The 16,124-nt window shown below is 59.0% G+C and carries 14 protein-coding genes; 10 read left to right on the top strand and 4 right to left on the bottom strand.

What is annotated here, in order from left to right; genetic code table 11:
* Nucleotides 1-103 precede the first annotated feature (103 nt).
* Both Q1A44_RS02500 and Q1A44_RS02495 read left to right on the top strand, forming a co-directional pair.
* Entirely contained in the window at nt 104-2,359 is a 2,256-nt protein-coding gene (locus Q1A44_RS02500) for an NADP-dependent malic enzyme (RefSeq protein WP_299619142.1), read from the top strand.
* Nucleotides 2,359-3,237: a ribokinase gene (locus tag Q1A44_RS02495; protein WP_299619139.1), complete on the top strand. Its 879-nt coding sequence runs from the start codon at nt 2,359-2,361 to the stop codon at nt 3,235-3,237. The genes Q1A44_RS02500 and Q1A44_RS02495 overlap by 1 nt, the downstream gene beginning before the upstream one ends.
* Here the strand turns inward: Q1A44_RS02495 and msrA are convergent.
* Nucleotides 3,234-3,893, bottom strand: a complete 660-nt coding sequence (gene msrA, locus Q1A44_RS02490) for a peptide-methionine (S)-S-oxide reductase MsrA (protein ID WP_299619135.1) — start codon at nt 3,891-3,893, stop codon at nt 3,234-3,236. The two genes, Q1A44_RS02495 and msrA, sit on opposite strands and share 4 nt — an antisense overlap.
* 123 nt (nt 3,894-4,016) lie before the next feature.
* On the opposite strand from msrA, the gene Q1A44_RS02485 reads away from it, so the two are divergent.
* Entirely contained in the window at nt 4,017-4,751 is a 735-nt protein-coding gene (locus Q1A44_RS02485) for an HAD family hydrolase (RefSeq protein ID WP_299619132.1), read from the top strand.
* On the opposite strand, the gene Q1A44_RS02480 is transcribed toward Q1A44_RS02485, so the two are convergent.
* Complete coding sequence (locus tag Q1A44_RS02480; RefSeq protein WP_299619129.1) at nt 4,714-5,931, bottom strand: argininosuccinate synthase; 1,218 nt, start codon at nt 5,929-5,931, stop codon at nt 4,714-4,716. The two genes, Q1A44_RS02485 and Q1A44_RS02480, sit on opposite strands and share 38 nt — an antisense overlap.
* Nucleotides 5,932-6,045: 114 nt before the next feature.
* On the opposite strand from Q1A44_RS02480, the gene ilvA reads away from it, so the two are divergent.
* A complete protein-coding gene (gene ilvA, locus Q1A44_RS02475; protein ID WP_299619126.1) occupies nt 6,046-7,272 on the top strand; it encodes a threonine ammonia-lyase IlvA in 1,227 nt (408 codons plus the stop codon).
* Here ilvA and Q1A44_RS02470 read toward each other — a convergent pair.
* Entirely contained in the window at nt 7,269-7,601 is a 333-nt protein-coding gene (locus tag Q1A44_RS02470; protein WP_299619123.1) for an Hpt domain-containing protein, read from the bottom strand. The two genes, ilvA and Q1A44_RS02470, sit on opposite strands and share 4 nt — an antisense overlap.
* Nucleotides 7,602-7,750: 149 nt before the next feature.
* On the opposite strand from Q1A44_RS02470, the gene Q1A44_RS02465 reads away from it, so the two are divergent.
* Nucleotides 7,751-9,034 (top strand): SpoIIE family protein phosphatase, encoded by a 1,284-nt coding sequence (locus Q1A44_RS02465; RefSeq protein WP_299619120.1) that lies wholly within the window; start codon nt 7,751-7,753, stop codon nt 9,032-9,034.
* On the opposite strand, the gene Q1A44_RS02460 is transcribed toward Q1A44_RS02465, so the two are convergent.
* Complete coding sequence (locus Q1A44_RS02460; RefSeq protein ID WP_299619117.1) at nt 9,022-9,459, bottom strand: NUDIX hydrolase; 438 nt, start codon at nt 9,457-9,459, stop codon at nt 9,022-9,024. The two genes, Q1A44_RS02465 and Q1A44_RS02460, sit on opposite strands and share 13 nt — an antisense overlap.
* Before the next feature lie 77 nt (nt 9,460-9,536).
* On the opposite strand from Q1A44_RS02460, the gene Q1A44_RS02455 reads away from it, so the two are divergent.
* From Q1A44_RS02455 to Q1A44_RS02435, 5 genes are all read left to right on the top strand, one after another.
* On the top strand, nt 9,537-10,523 hold the full coding sequence (locus Q1A44_RS02455) for an Hsp33 family molecular chaperone HslO (protein WP_299619114.1): 987 nt from the start codon (nt 9,537-9,539) through the stop codon (nt 10,521-10,523).
* Nucleotides 10,516-11,115 carry a CoA pyrophosphatase gene (locus Q1A44_RS02450; protein ID WP_299619113.1) on the top strand — a complete coding sequence of 200 codons (600 nt, stop codon included), beginning with the start codon at nt 10,516-10,518 and terminating at the stop codon, nt 11,113-11,115. Before Q1A44_RS02455 ends, Q1A44_RS02450 begins: the two co-directional genes overlap by 8 nt.
* Nucleotides 11,088-12,260: a CCA tRNA nucleotidyltransferase gene (locus Q1A44_RS02445; RefSeq protein WP_299619111.1), complete on the top strand. Its 1,173-nt coding sequence runs from the start codon at nt 11,088-11,090 to the stop codon at nt 12,258-12,260. The genes Q1A44_RS02450 and Q1A44_RS02445 overlap by 28 nt, the downstream gene beginning before the upstream one ends.
* Nucleotides 12,261-12,427: 167 nt before the next feature.
* Nucleotides 12,428-14,266, top strand: a complete 1,839-nt coding sequence (locus tag Q1A44_RS02440; RefSeq protein ID WP_299619108.1) for an ABC transporter ATP-binding protein — start codon at nt 12,428-12,430, stop codon at nt 14,264-14,266.
* Complete coding sequence (locus Q1A44_RS02435; protein ID WP_299619105.1) at nt 14,263-16,095, top strand: ABC transporter ATP-binding protein; 1,833 nt, start codon at nt 14,263-14,265, stop codon at nt 16,093-16,095. Before Q1A44_RS02440 ends, Q1A44_RS02435 begins: the two co-directional genes overlap by 4 nt.
* The last annotated feature ends 29 nt before the right edge of the window (nt 16,096-16,124 follow it).

Genomic DNA, 16,124 nt, shown 5'->3' with positions numbered 1-16,124 from the left:
CGCGTGACCTTACAAACGGGTGCGACCAAGGGAAAGCCAAAGTCGATTGAGGCGGGATGCGCGGTGCGTTAAACGGGTTGGACGCGAGGGAGGATTTACGCAGATGAGCAAGACCAAAGTGACGCCAGAAGAGGCGCTTGCGTTCCACCTTGAGCCGACGCCGGGCAAGTTCGAGATTACTGCAACGGTCCCGATGACCACGCAGCGCGATCTGAGCCTCGCCTATTCCCCCGGTGTGGCCGTCCCTTGCGAGGCAATCGCCGAGAACCCCGAGCTGGCCTATGACTATACCAACAAGGGCAACCTTGTTGCGGTGATTTCAAACGGCACCGCCGTTCTGGGGCTGGGCAATCTTGGTGCCCTTGGCTCCAAACCGGTGATGGAGGGCAAGGCGGTTTTGTTCAAACGCTTTGCTGACGTGAACTCCATCGACATTGAGCTGGATACCGAAGACCCCGATGCGTTCTGTCAGGCGGTCAAGCTGATGGGCCCGACCTTTGGCGGTATCAACCTTGAGGACATCAAGGCGCCCGAATGCTTTATCATCGAACAGCGGCTCAAAGAGGAAATGGATATTCCCGTTTTCCATGATGACCAGCATGGTACGGCGGTGATTTGTGCTGCGGGTCTGATCAACGCGCTGCACATCTCTGGTAAAAAGATCGAAGACGTGAAGATCGTTTTGAATGGTGCCGGTGCAGCGGGGATCGCCTGTATCGAGCTGTTGAAGTCCATGGGCGCGCGGCACGAAAACTGTATCATGTGCGATACCAAGGGCGTGGTTTATCAGGGCCGGACCGAAGGCATGAACCAATGGAAATCAGCCCACGCCGTGAAAACCGATCTACGCACGCTTGAGGATGCGATGGTCGGTGCCGATGTGTTCCTTGGCGTTTCGGTCAAAGGTGCGGTGACCCCCGATATGGTGCAAAGCATGGCCGACAATCCCGTCATTTTCGCTATGGCCAACCCTGACCCCGAGATTACGCCGGAAGAAGCGCATGAAGTTCGTATGGACGCCATCGTCGCCACCGGCCGTAGCGATTATCCCAACCAGGTGAATAACGTTCTGGGCTTTCCTTACCTCTTTCGCGGTGCGCTGGATATTCATGCCCGTGCCATCAACGACGAGATGAAGATTGCTTGCGCCCATGCCCTTGCTGCTTTGGCGCGCGAGGATGTGCCGGACGAGGTGGCGCTTGCCTATGGCAAAAACCTGAGCTTTGGGCGCGATTACATTATTCCGACGCCGTTCGATCCGCGCCTGATTTACCGGATTCCCCCCGCCGTGGCCAAGGCGGGGATGGACACCGGTGCAGCCCGGCGGCCCATCATCGACATGGATGCGTATGAGCTGTCGTTGAAGTCACGGATGGACCCGACGGCCAGCATTCTGACTGGCATCAACGCCCGCGCCCGCGCGGCCCAGGCGCGCATGATCTTTGCCGAGGGGGACGACCCCCGCGTATTGCGCGCGGCTGTGATGTATCAACGTTCCGGTTTTGGCACCGCGTTGGTTGTAGGCCGTGCTGATGACGTAAAGGCCAAGTTAGAGACTGTTGGCCTGGGCGATGCGGCCCGCGAGTTGGAGATCGTGAACGCGGCCAACACCACCCACTTGGACAGCTACAAAGCGCATCTTTACGAACGTTTGCAGCGTCGTGGTTTTGACGGTGCCGATGTGCACCGCCTTGCCGCGCGGGATCGACATGTGTTTGCCGCGTTGATGCTGGCCCATGGGCATGGTGACGGTTTGGTCACGGGGGCCACGCGCAAATCAGCCCACGTTCTGGACCGGATTGGCCACGTGTTTGATGCGGACGCATCCAGCAAAGCCGCGGGCATCACGGCCCTGATCCACAAAGGGCGGATTGTGTTTATCGCCGACACTCTGGTGCATGAATGGCCTGACGAAGAGGACCTGGCTGACATCGCAGAGCAGGCCGCCATTGTCGCCCGTAACATGGGTCTTGAGCCGCGCGTTGCTTTTGTCAGCTTTTCGACCTTTGGCTATCCGGTGTCGGAGCGGGCGGAAAAGATGCATCAGGCGCCTCGGGTACTGGACGCGCGCGGCGTTGATTTCGAGTATGAGGGCGAAATGACCGTCGACGTGGCGCTGAATGTGAATGCGCAACAGGCCTATCCGTTTTCGCGGCTAACGGGTCCGGCCAATATTCTGGTGGTGCCAGCGCGCCATTCGGCCAGCATATCGGTCAAGCTGATGCAGGAAATGGGGGCGGCTACGGTGATCGGACCGATTCTGGCAGGTGTGGGTGGGTCGATCCAGATTTGCTCGTCGAACTCGGGTGCCAATGACATCCTGAACATGGCTGTTCTGGCGGCGTGCAAGGTGGGCTGATGGCGGTCTGGAACCTCGGCTCCATCAATATCGACAATGCGTATCGCGTGCCGCATCTGCCGGGACCTGGCGAGACATTGAGCGCTACGGCGCATCAACAAGGCCTGGGCGGAAAAGGGGCCAACATGTCGGTCGCCATTGCGCGTGGCGCTGGGCGGGTCACCCATATCGGGGCCGTTGGCGGTGACGGGGCGTGGACGGTCGAGCGGTTGATGGAATACGGCGTCGACACGCGGTCAATCGCGACAATGCGGGGCGAGGCGACGGGTCACGCCAATATCGCGGTCGCCGAGGACGGTGAAAACCAGATTATCATCTATCCCGGCACCAATGGTATGATCACGGAAGAGATGATTGGCGCGGCTTTGTCCACCGCTTCGCCGGGCGATACTCTGGTCACCCAGAACGAAACCAATGGTCAGCTTTATGCTGCACAAATCGCAAAACAGCTTGGGCTGCGCGTGGTATATGCCGCGGCACCCTTTGATGCAGCCGCGGTTGAGGCGGTTTTGCCTTTCGTCGATTTACTTGTTCTGAATGAGGTAGAGGCAGAGCAGCTGCAAGCGGCGCTGGGCAAGGATCTGAGCGACCTTGGCATCGACGATATCGTTGTAACCTTGGGCGGTGATGGCAGCCGCTGGATCAACGTTTCTGCCGGAACAGAGACACATGTGTCTGCGATTCCCGTCACGCCGGTGGATACCACGGGCGCTGGCGATACCTTTACCGGGTTCCTGATCGCGGGACTGGACCGGGGGCTGCCGATGGCTCAGGCCTTGTCGCTGGCAACCCAGGCCGGGGCGTTGATGGTGACCCGTTTGGGCACAGCCGATGTTATCCCCGACCTGAAAGATATTGAGGACGCGCGCTTGACTTAACTGCCGGCGAAAGGTGCCGCAGACCCCCAAAGCTCGCGCACGCGCTGATCACGACCGCATGCCTCGCGATAGGCCTTGTACGCGTTTGCCTTGGACTTGGGACCAAAGCGGGTCAGAACGATGCTGCGCTGCTTGTAATAATCCTGGTGATAACCGTCCGCCGGATAGAACTCTGACGCTTGCAGAATTGGGGTCACCACAGTCTGGCCCAGATCGACTTGGGCCTGTGCCTTGGCCTTCTGGGCGGCGTTTTGCTGATCGGGTGTCGCGAAAATGGCCGTTGTATAGGATTGCCCGCGATCACAGAATTGCCCGCCCGCATCCGTCGGATCAATTGAGCGGAAAAAGAGGGCCATCAGGGTGCTCGCGCTGACCTGAGACGAATCGTATGTGATCTGGACCGCCTCGATATGGCCGGTGCCACCTGCCACCACCTGCTTGTATGTTGGGTTTGCCACCGCACCGCCAGTAAAACCGGAAACGGCTTCCTTGACTCCTTTGACCTTTTCGAAATCGGCCTCGACGCACCAGAAACAGCCGCCCGCGACTGTCAGGGTTTCCAATTGCTGCGCCTGGGATGTTTTCGTTTGCACCAAAAATCCCAAAACGATCATCAGCGTCAGGGCACAGGTCTTGAGGGTCCGAACGGGTGTCATGGCAATGCTCCTTTGTCACAAATCGTGGCTCAGGTTGCTGCCACGCTCAAGTCACAGGGTGGGGAAGTCGCGCATCCGTGATTATCGTTTACCATTTGGCGCGTCCGGCCTAGCGTTTGACCCATGACAAAACGTATCGCGATGTGGTCCGGGCCGCGCAATCTGTCGACGGCGATGATGTACAGCTTTGGCGCGCGGGGCGATGCCCGCGTGGTGGACGAGCCGTTTTATGCTGCCTACCTGGCGGCGACGGGGCTGGATCATCCAATGGGCATGCAAATCATGGCATCGCAGCCAAACGACCCTGCGGATGTGGTAAGATCGCTATTTTCGCCTGTATCAGAGCCCATTTTCTATCAAAAGCACATGACGCACCACATGCTGCCTGACTGGCGCATGGACTGGTTGGCAGATGTTAAAAATATATTTCTGATCCGCCATCCCGCCCGGGTGATCGCCAGCTATGCCCGCAAGCGCGAGGGGCCCACATTGGAGGATATCGGGTTTGTCCAGCAGGCCGCGATCTTTGACCGCGTGGATGCGCCGATTGTAATAGATTCCGCCGATATTCGGACCGATCCCGCGCAAATGTTACAAAAGCTCTGCGCTCGGATCGGGATCGGATGGGATGAAAACATGCTGCGCTGGCCCATTGGCGGCCATGCGGCAGACGGTGTGTGGGCCGCGCATTGGTATGGCGCGGTGCACCGTTCGACCGGATTTGATGGGGCCGAGGGGCCTTTGCCCGAAGTTACTGGCGAGTATGCCCGGATCGTGGACGCGGCGATGCCCCATTACAAGGCACTCGCCGCGCACAAGATTACTTTAGACGACGATCCCGCGCCGCCAACAGTTTGAGCCGCAGGGCGTTCAACTGGATGAAACCAGCCGCATCCTTTTGATCATAGGCACCGGCGTCGTCCTCGAACGTCACATGCGCTTCGGAATAGAGTGAGTGATCAGACCAACGCCCAACCGTCCGCGCAAGACCTTTATACAGCTTCAGACGAACCGTGCCTGTGACGTGTTCCTGGCTCTTGTCGATCATGGCTTGCAGCATTTCGCGCTCGGGCGAGAACCAGAACCCGTTATAGATCAGCTCGGCATAGCGCGGCATCAGCTCGTCCTTGAGGTGGGCGGCACCGCGATCCAGCGTGATCTGTTCAATCCCGCGATGGGCCTCAAGCAGGATCGTGCCACCAGGTGTCTCGTAGATGCCGCGCGACTTCATACCGACGAAACGGCCTTCGACCAGATCAAGACGGCCAATGCCGTGCTTGCCACCCAGCTCATTCAGCTTGGTCAGGATCGTGGCGGGCGACATCATTTCCCCGTTGATAGAGACTGCATCACCCTTCTCGAAACCGATTTCGATGTATTCAGGCGTGTTGGGCGCATCTTCGGGCGCGACGGTGCGTTGATATACGTAATCGGGGGCATCGACGGCGGGGTCTTCAAGGACTTTGCCTTCGGAGGAGGTATGCAAGAGGTTTGCATCGACCGAGAATGGCGCCTCGCCCCGTTTGTCCTTGGCGATCGGGATCTGGTTCTTTTCCGCAAAGTCGATCAACTTGGTCCGGCTGCTCAGGTCCCACTCGCGCCAGGGGGCTATCACCTTGATGTCGGGGTTCAGCGCGTAGGCGGCCAGTTCAAATCGTACCTGATCGTTGCCCTTGCCGGTGGCACCATGGGCGACGGCATCAGCGCCTTCGATGGCGGCAATCTCGACCAGACGTTTGGAAATCAGGGGGCGCGCGATGGAGGTGCCCAGCAGATACAGCCCCTCGTAGAGCGCGTTGGCACGGAACATCGGAAACACGAAATCGCGAACGAACTCTTCGCGCACGTCCTCGATATAGATGCTGGAGGCACCCATCATTTCGGCCTTGGCGCGGGCGGGTTCCAACTCTTCGCCCTGACCCAGATCGGCGGTGAAGGTCACTACTTCACAGCCGTATTCGGTTTGCAGCCATTTGAGGATGATCGAGGTGTCGAGGCCACCGGAATAGGCCAGCACAACTTTTTTGGGCGCGCTCATCTTTATGTTCCTTTGACGGTTTGGCTGCCGATACCGGTTTTGCGGCACAGGGGCAAGATTGACCGAAACCGCGCGCCCGGTTAGGCCGGTGTGAATGTTGAAAAGGGTCACTTCATGAGCTTTCAGGACGATGTGCGCGCGGCCACCCAGGCGATGCGCGACGTGTTTCCGGCGACGCCGCTGCTGCGCAATGACATGCTGTCAGAGCGGCATGGCGCTGACATCTGGCTGAAACGTGAAGATTTGAGCCCGGTACGGTCCTACAAGCTGCGCGGGGCGTTTAACGCGATGCGCAAGGTGATGGCGCCCGGGGCCATCTTTGTCTGTGCGAGTGCGGGCAATCACGCCCAAGGCGTTGCGTTCATGTGTCGGCATTTTGGGGCGAAAGGCGTGATTTTCATGCCGGTGACCACACCCGAACAAAAGATCATGAAGACCAAGATGTTTGGCGGTGCAGATGTCGAGGTGCGCCTGACGGGCGACTATTTTGACGACACGCTGGCCTCGGCCCAGGCCTATTGCGGCGAGGTGGGCGCGCATTTTCTGTCGCCCTTTGACGATGATGACGTGATTGAGGGCCAAGCATCGGTCGCCTTTGAGATTGAGGAGCAGTTGGGTCGCGCGCCGGATCGCGTCATTCTGGCCGTGGGCGGTGGCGGGCTATCGTCTGGCACGCGCAGCTACTTTGGGACGCGAGCCGACTATACCTTTGCCGAGCCAAGCGGGGCCATGTCCTTGGCCGAAGCGATCAAGGCGGGTAAACCGGTCGATGTGTCGCCCATCAACACCTTTGTGGACGGGGCGGCGGTGGCCAAGATCGGCCAGCGCACTTTCGCCCGCTTGTCGGATGTCGACCCAAGCGATGTCTTGTCGATTTCAGAAGATCGGATTTGCACCACGATCATCGAGATGCTGAATGTCGAGGGGATTGTACTGGAGCCTGCCGGCGCCTTGTCGATCGAGGCATTGGCGGATGTCGCAGATCAAATCAAAGGCAAGACGGTTGTGTGCATCGCCTCGGGCGGCAACTTTGATTTTGAGCGGTTGCCGGAGGTTAAGGAGCGGGCGCAGCGCTACTCTGGCGTTAAGAAATACTTTATCCTTCGGATGCCCCAACGGCCCGGTGCGCTAAAGGATTTCCTGAACATCCTTGGCCCGGATGATGACATCGCCCGGTTCGAATACCTCAAGAAATCGGCGCGCAACTTTGGGTCGGTTTTGATCGGGATCGAGACGACCCATCCAGACAATTTTGCCCGCTTTCTGAGCGAGTTGGACGAGGCTGGCTTCACCTATACCGATATTACCGATGATGAGATGCTGGTGCAGTTCGTCATCTAGGCGGCGGCGCCTTGGGCCAAGCCTGTCATGAACGCGGTTTTCGAAGCCTCGTAACAGTCCAGAATCGCTGGCACGTCTATCTCCGTCCCCTTGCCTGCTGCTGCCAAAACCTCCCCATCGTTGCACATGTCTGAAAACGCGGCAAAGCCAAGGCTGACAGCGCAACCCTTGAGGAAATGCATGTGGTCCTCAAGTTTGGTCACATCTGGATTGGTGCGTAATTCGTCTGTCACCGCCTCGACCTCTTCGAGAAACATGGGCACCACTTCTTCAAAGTCCTCCGCGCCGATTTCATCGCGTAGGGTCGTCACACGTTGCCAGTCGATCATCGCCAGACTCCTTTCCTTGCGACCAAGTGGAACAGCGAGAAGTTTAGAAAAGGTAATGGGTAAAGGTTTAAAGACTTCAATTGTCCGCTTCATGGGTCGTTAAGTTGGGCGGGGTAGGCCGGGCCAGAGCAGTTCGGACAAACCTAGATATGAACGTACCCGCCCAGACGATTGCAGATACCCCGGTATCGTTTGAACCCGATGTCCCCCATCGGGTTTTGATCGTGGATGACAGCAGGTTGCAACGGCGCATTCTGTCCAGTTCGGTCAAGCGCTGGGGGTTTGAGGTCTACGAGGCGGCGTCGGGCGAGGAGGCGTTGGACATCTGCAAAACGGTATCGCCTGACCTGGTGCTGAGCGATTGGATGATGCCGGGGATGAATGGCCTCGAATTCTGTGACGCCTTTCGCAAGATCACATTGGACCGCTATGGTTATTTCATTCTGCTGACGTCCAAGAGTGAAAAGAATGAGGTCGCGATGGGCCTTGAGGCGGGGGCCGATGATTTTCTGACCAAGCCGGTGGACTCCAACGAATTGCGTGCACGCATCGCGGCGGGCGAACGGATTTTGCGGATGCAGCGGGAGCTGACCGAGAAAAACCGCCTGATCACCGACACACTGGACGAACTCCAACGGCTTTACGATTCGCTGGATAACGACCTGCTAGAGGCGAAAAAACTACAGCAATCGCTGATCCCGGAACGGCACAAATCCTTTGGCACTGGTGACGTATCCCTCATGCTGCGGTCCAGCGGGCATGTGGGCGGCGACCTTGTCGGGTTTTTTCCTGCGGGCGAGGGGCGGCTGGGCCTTTATTCATTGGATGTGTCGGGGCACGGCATCAGCTCTGCCTTAATGACAGCGCGGTTGGCGGGGTATCTGTCGGCCTCCGCTCCCGATCAGAACGTGGCTTTGGCCAAGAGGGAGGATGACACCTACGGTTTCCTGCCTCCCGAACAGGTGATTGAACTGCTCAACGATCTCGTCCTCGACGAGATGGAGACGGAGCATTATTTCACCCTTCTTTTGGCGGATCTGGACCTTACTACTGGCCACATCAGGATGGCACAGGCGGGCCACCCGCATCCCGCGATCCAACGGGCGGACGGCAGCATCGAACAGGATGGCCCGGGCGGATTCCCTGTCGGCCTGATGTCGGGCATTTCCTTTACCCAATTTGAGGCGCAGCTGCATCCGGGCGATCGTATCATCTTGTTGTCGGATGGCGTGACCGAGTGCCCTGCTGCCGATGGTATGATGCTAGAGGAGGCGGGCCTCGCCGATATGCTGACGGACCTGGCAGACGTAAAGGGACCCGCCTTGTTCGAGGCGATGATTTGGCGGCTGGCGGAATTTGCAGGCGGGGATACTTTTCCTGACGATGTGTCAGGGCTGGTGTTCGAATACCACGGAGCGGATCAGGCGCAGTAACGGGCAACAAACGACCGGTCACCTTCGTTGTAAACAGTCAGGGCCGCGGCGTCTGGGGTCATCCAGATAACCGAATGATCTGGTTCGGTCGGGTCGCTGATCGCACGTGTCGGAAAGGCTACATAGACATGGCACAGCTTTTCCGCCCAAAGGTCATATTCGGGCATAAACGTGAACCGGCGAAAAGCACCCAGCTTGCGTGGCTGGGCGATCCGCCAACCGGTTTCTTCAAACACCTCGCGGTGCAGGGCGCACAGCGGGCTTTCGCCCGGATCAATCCCGCCACCGGGCAGCTGGATTTCTGGCGCAGGAGTCATCTGACAGGTCAAGAGTAGCTGACCATCCCGCGGGAGTACTGCATAGACACCGGGCCGACGCACATAGGTTTGCCCAGCGATAGGAGGTTCACCAAAACGGCGGATCATAGGCACCCTCTTTCAGTTTCTGGCCACTGTCCTATATAGACGCGATATGCCAAGCACTGGCGCTGAAGGAAACCCCAATGACCCTTGGTTCGCAACTCGCGTGGGACGATACCGTCCTGCCTTTTCAACTTGATGCTTCCGACATTCGCGGACGCGTGGCGCGTCTTGACGGTGTTCTGAACGGCATTCTGAAGCAACATGACTACCCGCCCCAAGTCGAGGCGCTGGTGGCCGAGATGGCTTTGCTCACGGCTTTGATCGGTCAAACGATCAAGCTGCGTTGGAAATTGTCGCTTCAGGTTCAGTCCAAGGGCGCGGTGCGGATGATCGCGACGGACTACTATGGCCCCGAAAAAGAGGGCGATATCGCCCGGATCAGAGCCTATGCCAGCTATGACGCCGATCGACTGACCGACGAGACCCCATTTGATCAAGTCGGCGAGGGCTATTTCGCGATCATGATTGATCAGGGCCAGGGCATGCAGCCATATCAGGGCATCACCCCGCTTGAAGGTGGATCATTGTCGACCTGTGCCGAGGCTTATTTTGCGCAGTCCGAGCAGTTGCCGACGCGCTTCCAGCTGAGCTTTGGCAAGTCGCAGGAACCGGGCGTCGCCGAACACTGGCGCGCGGGCGGTGTGATGTTGCAGCATATGCCAAAAGCGTCTCCACTGATGGCCAAGGCCGAAGGTACCGGCGAATTGGTGGCCGCGACAGACCTGCTTGATGGCGATGCGTCGGACGATTGGGACCGGGTGAATATCCTTCTGGACACGGTTGAGGAGTTGGAGCTGATCGGCCCACAACTGGCCCCCAGCGATCTGCTCTTGCGGCTGTTTCACGAGGAAACGCCGCGCGTCTTTGATACGCAACCGGTCCGATTTGGCTGTACCTGTTCCGAGGATCGCGTGCGGCAGAGCCTGTCGATCTATTCGGCGCGCGACATCGCCACAATGACCACGGATGAGGGGCGCGTGACCGCAGATTGCCAATTCTGCGGGGCGCATTACGACCTCGATCCGAAAACTGTTGGCTTTGAGGCGGAAACAACAGCAAGTGAGTGATCTGCTTTCTCTCACGCAGGCAGCGCTGGCACAAACCGGCGCTGCCTCGTCTGATTTTGACCTGAACACAGATGTGCAATTGCCCCCCGGTCGCAAATTGCGTCCGGCGGCCGTTCTGGCCCCGATCATTGCGGGCCCCGATGGTTATGACCTTATCCTGACCAAGCGGTCATCGGCCCTGAAACACCATCCGGGTCAGATTGCCTTTCCCGGGGGCAAGCAGGACGACACGGATGCCAATCTGATTGAAACGGCCCTGCGCGAAGCGCGCGAGGAGATTGGTCTGCCGCCCTCCATCGTCGAGGTGCTTGGCACGTTTGCGCCTCATGAAACAGTCACCAGTTTCACCATGACCCCGGTTGTGGCGCTGGTCACCGAGGAATTCGAGGTGCGCCCCGAACCCGGCGAAGTGGCCGAGGTGTTTCGCGTACCGTTGGCGCATGTGTTGGATGCCAGTCGCTATGTCGTGGAATCGCGCCGCTGGCGCGGGCAGCGCAGATCATATTACGCGGTGCCATACGGGCCCTATTACATATGGGGCGCGACCGCGCGTATACTGCGCGCATGGACGGACCGGATCCCTTTCGACTAGACGCTGACACGCCTTTTCTGGCGGACCATGCGGCGCAGAGCCTGATGGCTGCGCTAGAGGATGCGGGGCATCAAGCCCTTTTTGTCGGCGGGTGCGTGCGCAATGCAGTGATGGGCCTGCCTGCGTCTGATGTTGATATTTCGACCAATGCGGTGCCGCAGGCGGTCATGGACATTGCCGATACCGCCGGGTGGAAGGCGATCCCGACAGGTATCGAACACGGCACAGTGACGGTTGTGGTTGATGACACTCCGTTTGAAGTGACCACCTTTCGCCGAGACGTGGCCACAGATGGCCGCCGCGCCGTCGTCGCTTTTTCCAGCGACATCGCCGAGGATGCCGCGCGCCGTGATTTCACGATGAACGCCCTTTATGCGGATCGTTTTGGCACGGTGCATGATCCTTTGGATGGCTTGCCTGACGCGCTGGCGCGTCGCGTGCGGTTTATTCAAGACCCGCATCAGCGCATCCGCGAAGACTACCTGCGCATTCTGCGCTTTTTCCGTTTCAGCGCATTTTACGCAACTGAGGATGCCGGATGGAATGCAGATACGTTGGATGCGATAGCGGCCCATTTGGACGGATTAGAGACGCTTTCGCCCGAACGTATCGGCGCAGAGATGTTGAAACTGTTGGCCGCCCCGAACCCCGTTGGCGCGGTTACGATCATGGATCAGATCGGTGTTCTACAACGGGTGTTGCCTGGTGCCTCGATCACTCTGATCGGTCCTTTTGTATATCTGGAGCAGTGCGTGGGTCTGGCCCCTGATCCGATCTGCCGCCTTGCCGCGCTGGGCGGTGTCGATGTGCAAGATCGTTTACGGTTGTCACGCAAGGAGCAGCGCAAACTGGCGGACGTGCAGGAACACGGCATGACCCAATTCGGGCCCAAGGCAATGGGCCATTTGTTAGGCGCGACGGTTGGGATGGGCAGTGTTCTGCTGAGAGCGGCGATCGAGAACAAGCCCCTGACGGCCCAGGTCAGGCAGCAGGTCGAGGCCGGCGCAGGCGCTGTTTTCCCAATTTCGGCCAGTGATTTGCCAGAGATGAGCGGCCCTGCTCTTGGCCAACGTCTGAAGGCACTGAAACAGGATTGGCTGGCGTCTGACCTTACTAAATCGAAACACGACCTTTTGAGCACGTGACTTTTGGCGCTACCGGCGCTATGTCACCCTTCAGAGCAAGGAGGGTTGCATCATGTTTCGCGGGATCTGGCTGGACGCCTGAAACTGTCGCTTTTCGTCTGACGTGACGAACGGGTCTTTGGCCCGCGGTCACGAACATGTTGCCCTCAAAACTTACGGCTCTTCCAATGTTCAAGCACTTTGAATCGCTCGTCGATCCTTACACGCCCTATCCCGAAACCGATGTGCCGCCGGCCAAATTGTGGCCTTTCCTGCTGGATTACTCCCGGCCGTTCAAACGCGTCTTTGTCGCGGCGGCGGTCATGTCGATCATCGTGGCGGCGATTGAAGTGGGGCTGATCTATTACATGGGTCGCATCGTGGACTTGATGGGCACGTCGCCCGCTGCCTTTTGGTCCGATTACGGGACCGAGGTGATCATCGTCGGATTGCTGGTTCTGATTGTCCGGCCAGTGTTGCAGATGCTGGATGTGCTTTTGCTCAACAACACGATTCTGCCGAATTTTGGTACCTTGATCCGGTGGCGATCTCATAAACATGTGCTGCGCCAATCGGTGGGCTGGTTCGAGAACGACTTTGCCGGCCGCATCGCCAACCGGATCATGCAGACCCCCCCCGCCGCAGGCGAGGTGGTGTTTCAGGTGTTCGACGCGATTTCATTTGCGCTCGCGTACCTCATCGGCGCTGCCGTTTTGCTGAGTGTAGCGGACCCGCGTCTGATGATTCCCATGACGATCTGGTTTGTCCTGTACGCCTGTCTTGTTGGCTGGACGGTCAAGCGGGTCGGTCCCGCGTCGCAGGCGGCCTCGGATGCCCGGTCGACCACCACGGGCCGGGTCGTTGACGCCTATACCAACATTCACTCGGTCAAAATGTTCGCGCACCACGACCGCGAGGTCGAATACGCCAAAGAAGCGATTGAACTGACGCGCACGACTTTCATCGCTGAAATGCGGCTCTATACCATTATGGATGTGGTGTTGGTGACGCTGAACGGACTGCTGATCGTAAGCGTGGTCGGCTGGGCCATTGCCCTGTGGACCCAAGGCGCGGCCAGCGTGGGCGTTGTGGCGGCGGCGACCGCCTTGACCTTGCGCCTGAACGCGATGACCGGTTGGATCATGTGGGCTCTGACCACGTTTTTCCGCCAGCTTGGCGTCGTCGCCGAAGGGATGGAGACGATTGCGCAGCCCATCACCCTAGTTGATGCGCCGGATGCCAAGCCACTAATGATGAAAGACGGCGCGCTGGCGTTGCACGACCTGTCCCACCATTACGGGCGCGACAGCGGTGGGCTGGATGCGATCACGACGACGATCAAGCCAGGAGAAAAGGTGGGCCTGATTGGCCGTTCGGGTGCGGGCAAGTCGACCTTGGTCAAGCTGCTCTTGCGGTTTTATGACCCTGAGGGCGGGCGGATCGAGATTGACGGCCAGGACATCACCCAAGTGACCCAGGACAGCCTGCGCCTGAACATCGGCATGGTCCAGCAGGACAGTTCGCTGCTGCACCGGTCGGTGCGCGACAACATTCTGTATGGGCGCCCTGATGCAACCGAAGACCAGATGATTGAGGCGGCCAAACAAGCGCAGGCGCATGACTTCATCCTTGATCTGGTCGACCCGCAAGGGCGCAAAGGTTATGATGCCCAGGTGGGTGAACGGGGTGTAAAGCTGTCAGGCGGTCAGCGTCAGCGGGTCACCTTGGCCCGTGTGATTCTGAAAAACGCGCCCATCCTGGTGCTGGACGAGGCGACAAGTGCGCTGGACAGCGAGGTGGAGGCGGCGATTCAGGATACGCTTTATCGCATGATGGAGGGCAAGACAGTCATCGCCATTGCCCACCGCCTGTCCACCATTGCCGAGATGGATCGTATTCTGGTGCTGGATGACGGGAAAATCGTCGAAGACGGGACCCATGACGCGCTTTTGGCGAGTGGCGGCCTATATTCCGAATTCTGGGCGCGCCAATCCGGCGGGTTCCTGAAAACAGAGGCTGCCGAGTGAACATCGCCAACTGGATCAATGCGTTCGACCGGGCCGAAGGTCCACCGCCGGAAACGCTGTGGGCCTTCATGCGCTGGTGTTTGTCAGGGGCGTGGCCGTCCCTGTGGTTGGCTGGTTTCCTGTCAGCGCTCGCCGGCGCGATGGAGGCGGGCACCGCAATGATCCTTGGTATGGTGATCGACGCGACGGTGACGTTCGGGCCCGAAGGGTTCTTTGCCCCAGGCAATATCGGTCTGGTCATCGGGTCAATTGTCTTTTTCCTGGTTGCGAGGCCGATCCTGTTCGGGCTGTCTTCGGCCTCGAACTCGATCATCGTTATGCCCAATGTGAACCCGCTGGTTCTGTCGCGGTTGCATCGTTGGACGTTAGGTCAGGCGGTTACGTTCTTTGACGACGATTTCGCGGGTCGCATCGCGCAGAAACAGATGCAGGCGGCGCGGGCAGTCACCGATGTGGTGTCGGAATTCATCAACGTGGTGGCCTTTGCGCTCGCTTCGTTGGTGGGGTCTGTCCTGTTGCTCTTGGCCATCGACTGGCGCGTGGCGATGGGTTTTGCTGTTTGGCTGGTGTTCTATTTCGCGCTTATCCGCTGGTTTTTGCCTCGGGTTCGTAAACGGTCTGCGACGCGCGCGGCGGCGCGCGCGATGGTGTCGGGGCAAGTGGTCGATACGATCACCAATATCAAAACCGTCAAGCTCTTTGCTCATGATGATCACGAGGATCAGGCTGCGCTGGGCGCGATGGGGGTGTTTCGGGAAGCGGCGGTCAAATTCGGGGTTCTGGCGGCCTGCTTTCGTTTGGCCCTGATGACCTTGGCCGGGCTGTTGCCTGTTCTGCTGTTGGGCGGCACGATTTTGATGTGGCAGGCGGGGCAAGCCTCCCCCGGGGATATCGTCGCCTCTGGTGCTATCGCGATTCGCATTGCACAGATGACTGGTTGGGTCAGTTTTACGCTGATGGCCATCTATTCGAACATTGGTGAAGTCGAGGACGGCATGCGCACCCTCACCCCCCGCACCCGGCTGGAGGACGCACCCGATGCCACCCCTTTGCGGGATGTTCAGGGCGCGATCACGTTCGACGGTCTTGGCTTTAGCTATGGTCGCGAAACCGGTGGGATTGATGGCATTTCCCTGTCCATTCAACCGGGTGAAAAGGTGGGCATTGTTGGGGCCTCGGGGGCTGGGAAGTCTACCTTGGTCAACCTGCTTTTGCGTCTTTATGCCCCGGAACAGGGACGCATTTTGATCGACGGTCAGGACGTCAACGACGTAACGCAGGAGAGCCTGCGCCGGGCCATCGGCATGGTCACGCAGGAAACGGCGATGTTCAACCGCTCAGCCCGGGACAACATTCTTTATGGCCGCCCTGATGCGTCCGAGGAGGAAATGATGGCGGCGGCTCAGAAGGCCGAGGCGCAGGACTTCATCCTCGACATGCAGGACCATAAAGGGCGCAAAGGCTACGAGGCGCATTTGGGCGAACGCGGTGTCAAACTGTCGGGCGGGCAACGCCAGCGGATTGCCCTGGCTCGCGCGATCCTCAAGGATGCACCGATCCTGGTTCTGGACGAGGCGACAAGTGCACTCGACAGCGAGGTTGAGGCGTCGATCCAAGCCGCCCTGACCCGGGTGATGGAGGGTAAAACCGTGCTGGCCATCGCCCACCGTCTGTCCACCCTGACCGAGATGGACCGCATCGTGGTTATGGATGCGGGCCGCATCGCCGAGGAAGGCACCCATGACGCCCTGTTGGCCCGAGGGGGCCTTTATGCCAAGTATTGGCAGCGGCAATCGGGCGGCTTTATCAGCACCAAGGCGGCGGAATAGGGCTTTTGCCCACGCGCGCATCCCTTTAG

It is taken from the genome of uncultured Tateyamaria sp. (assembly GCF_947503705.1).
GTDB lineage: Bacteria > Pseudomonadota > Alphaproteobacteria > Rhodobacterales > Rhodobacteraceae > Tateyamaria.
The sequence above is the reverse complement of the archived record's forward strand: the minus strand, read 5'-3'. Positions and strand labels throughout refer to the sequence as shown.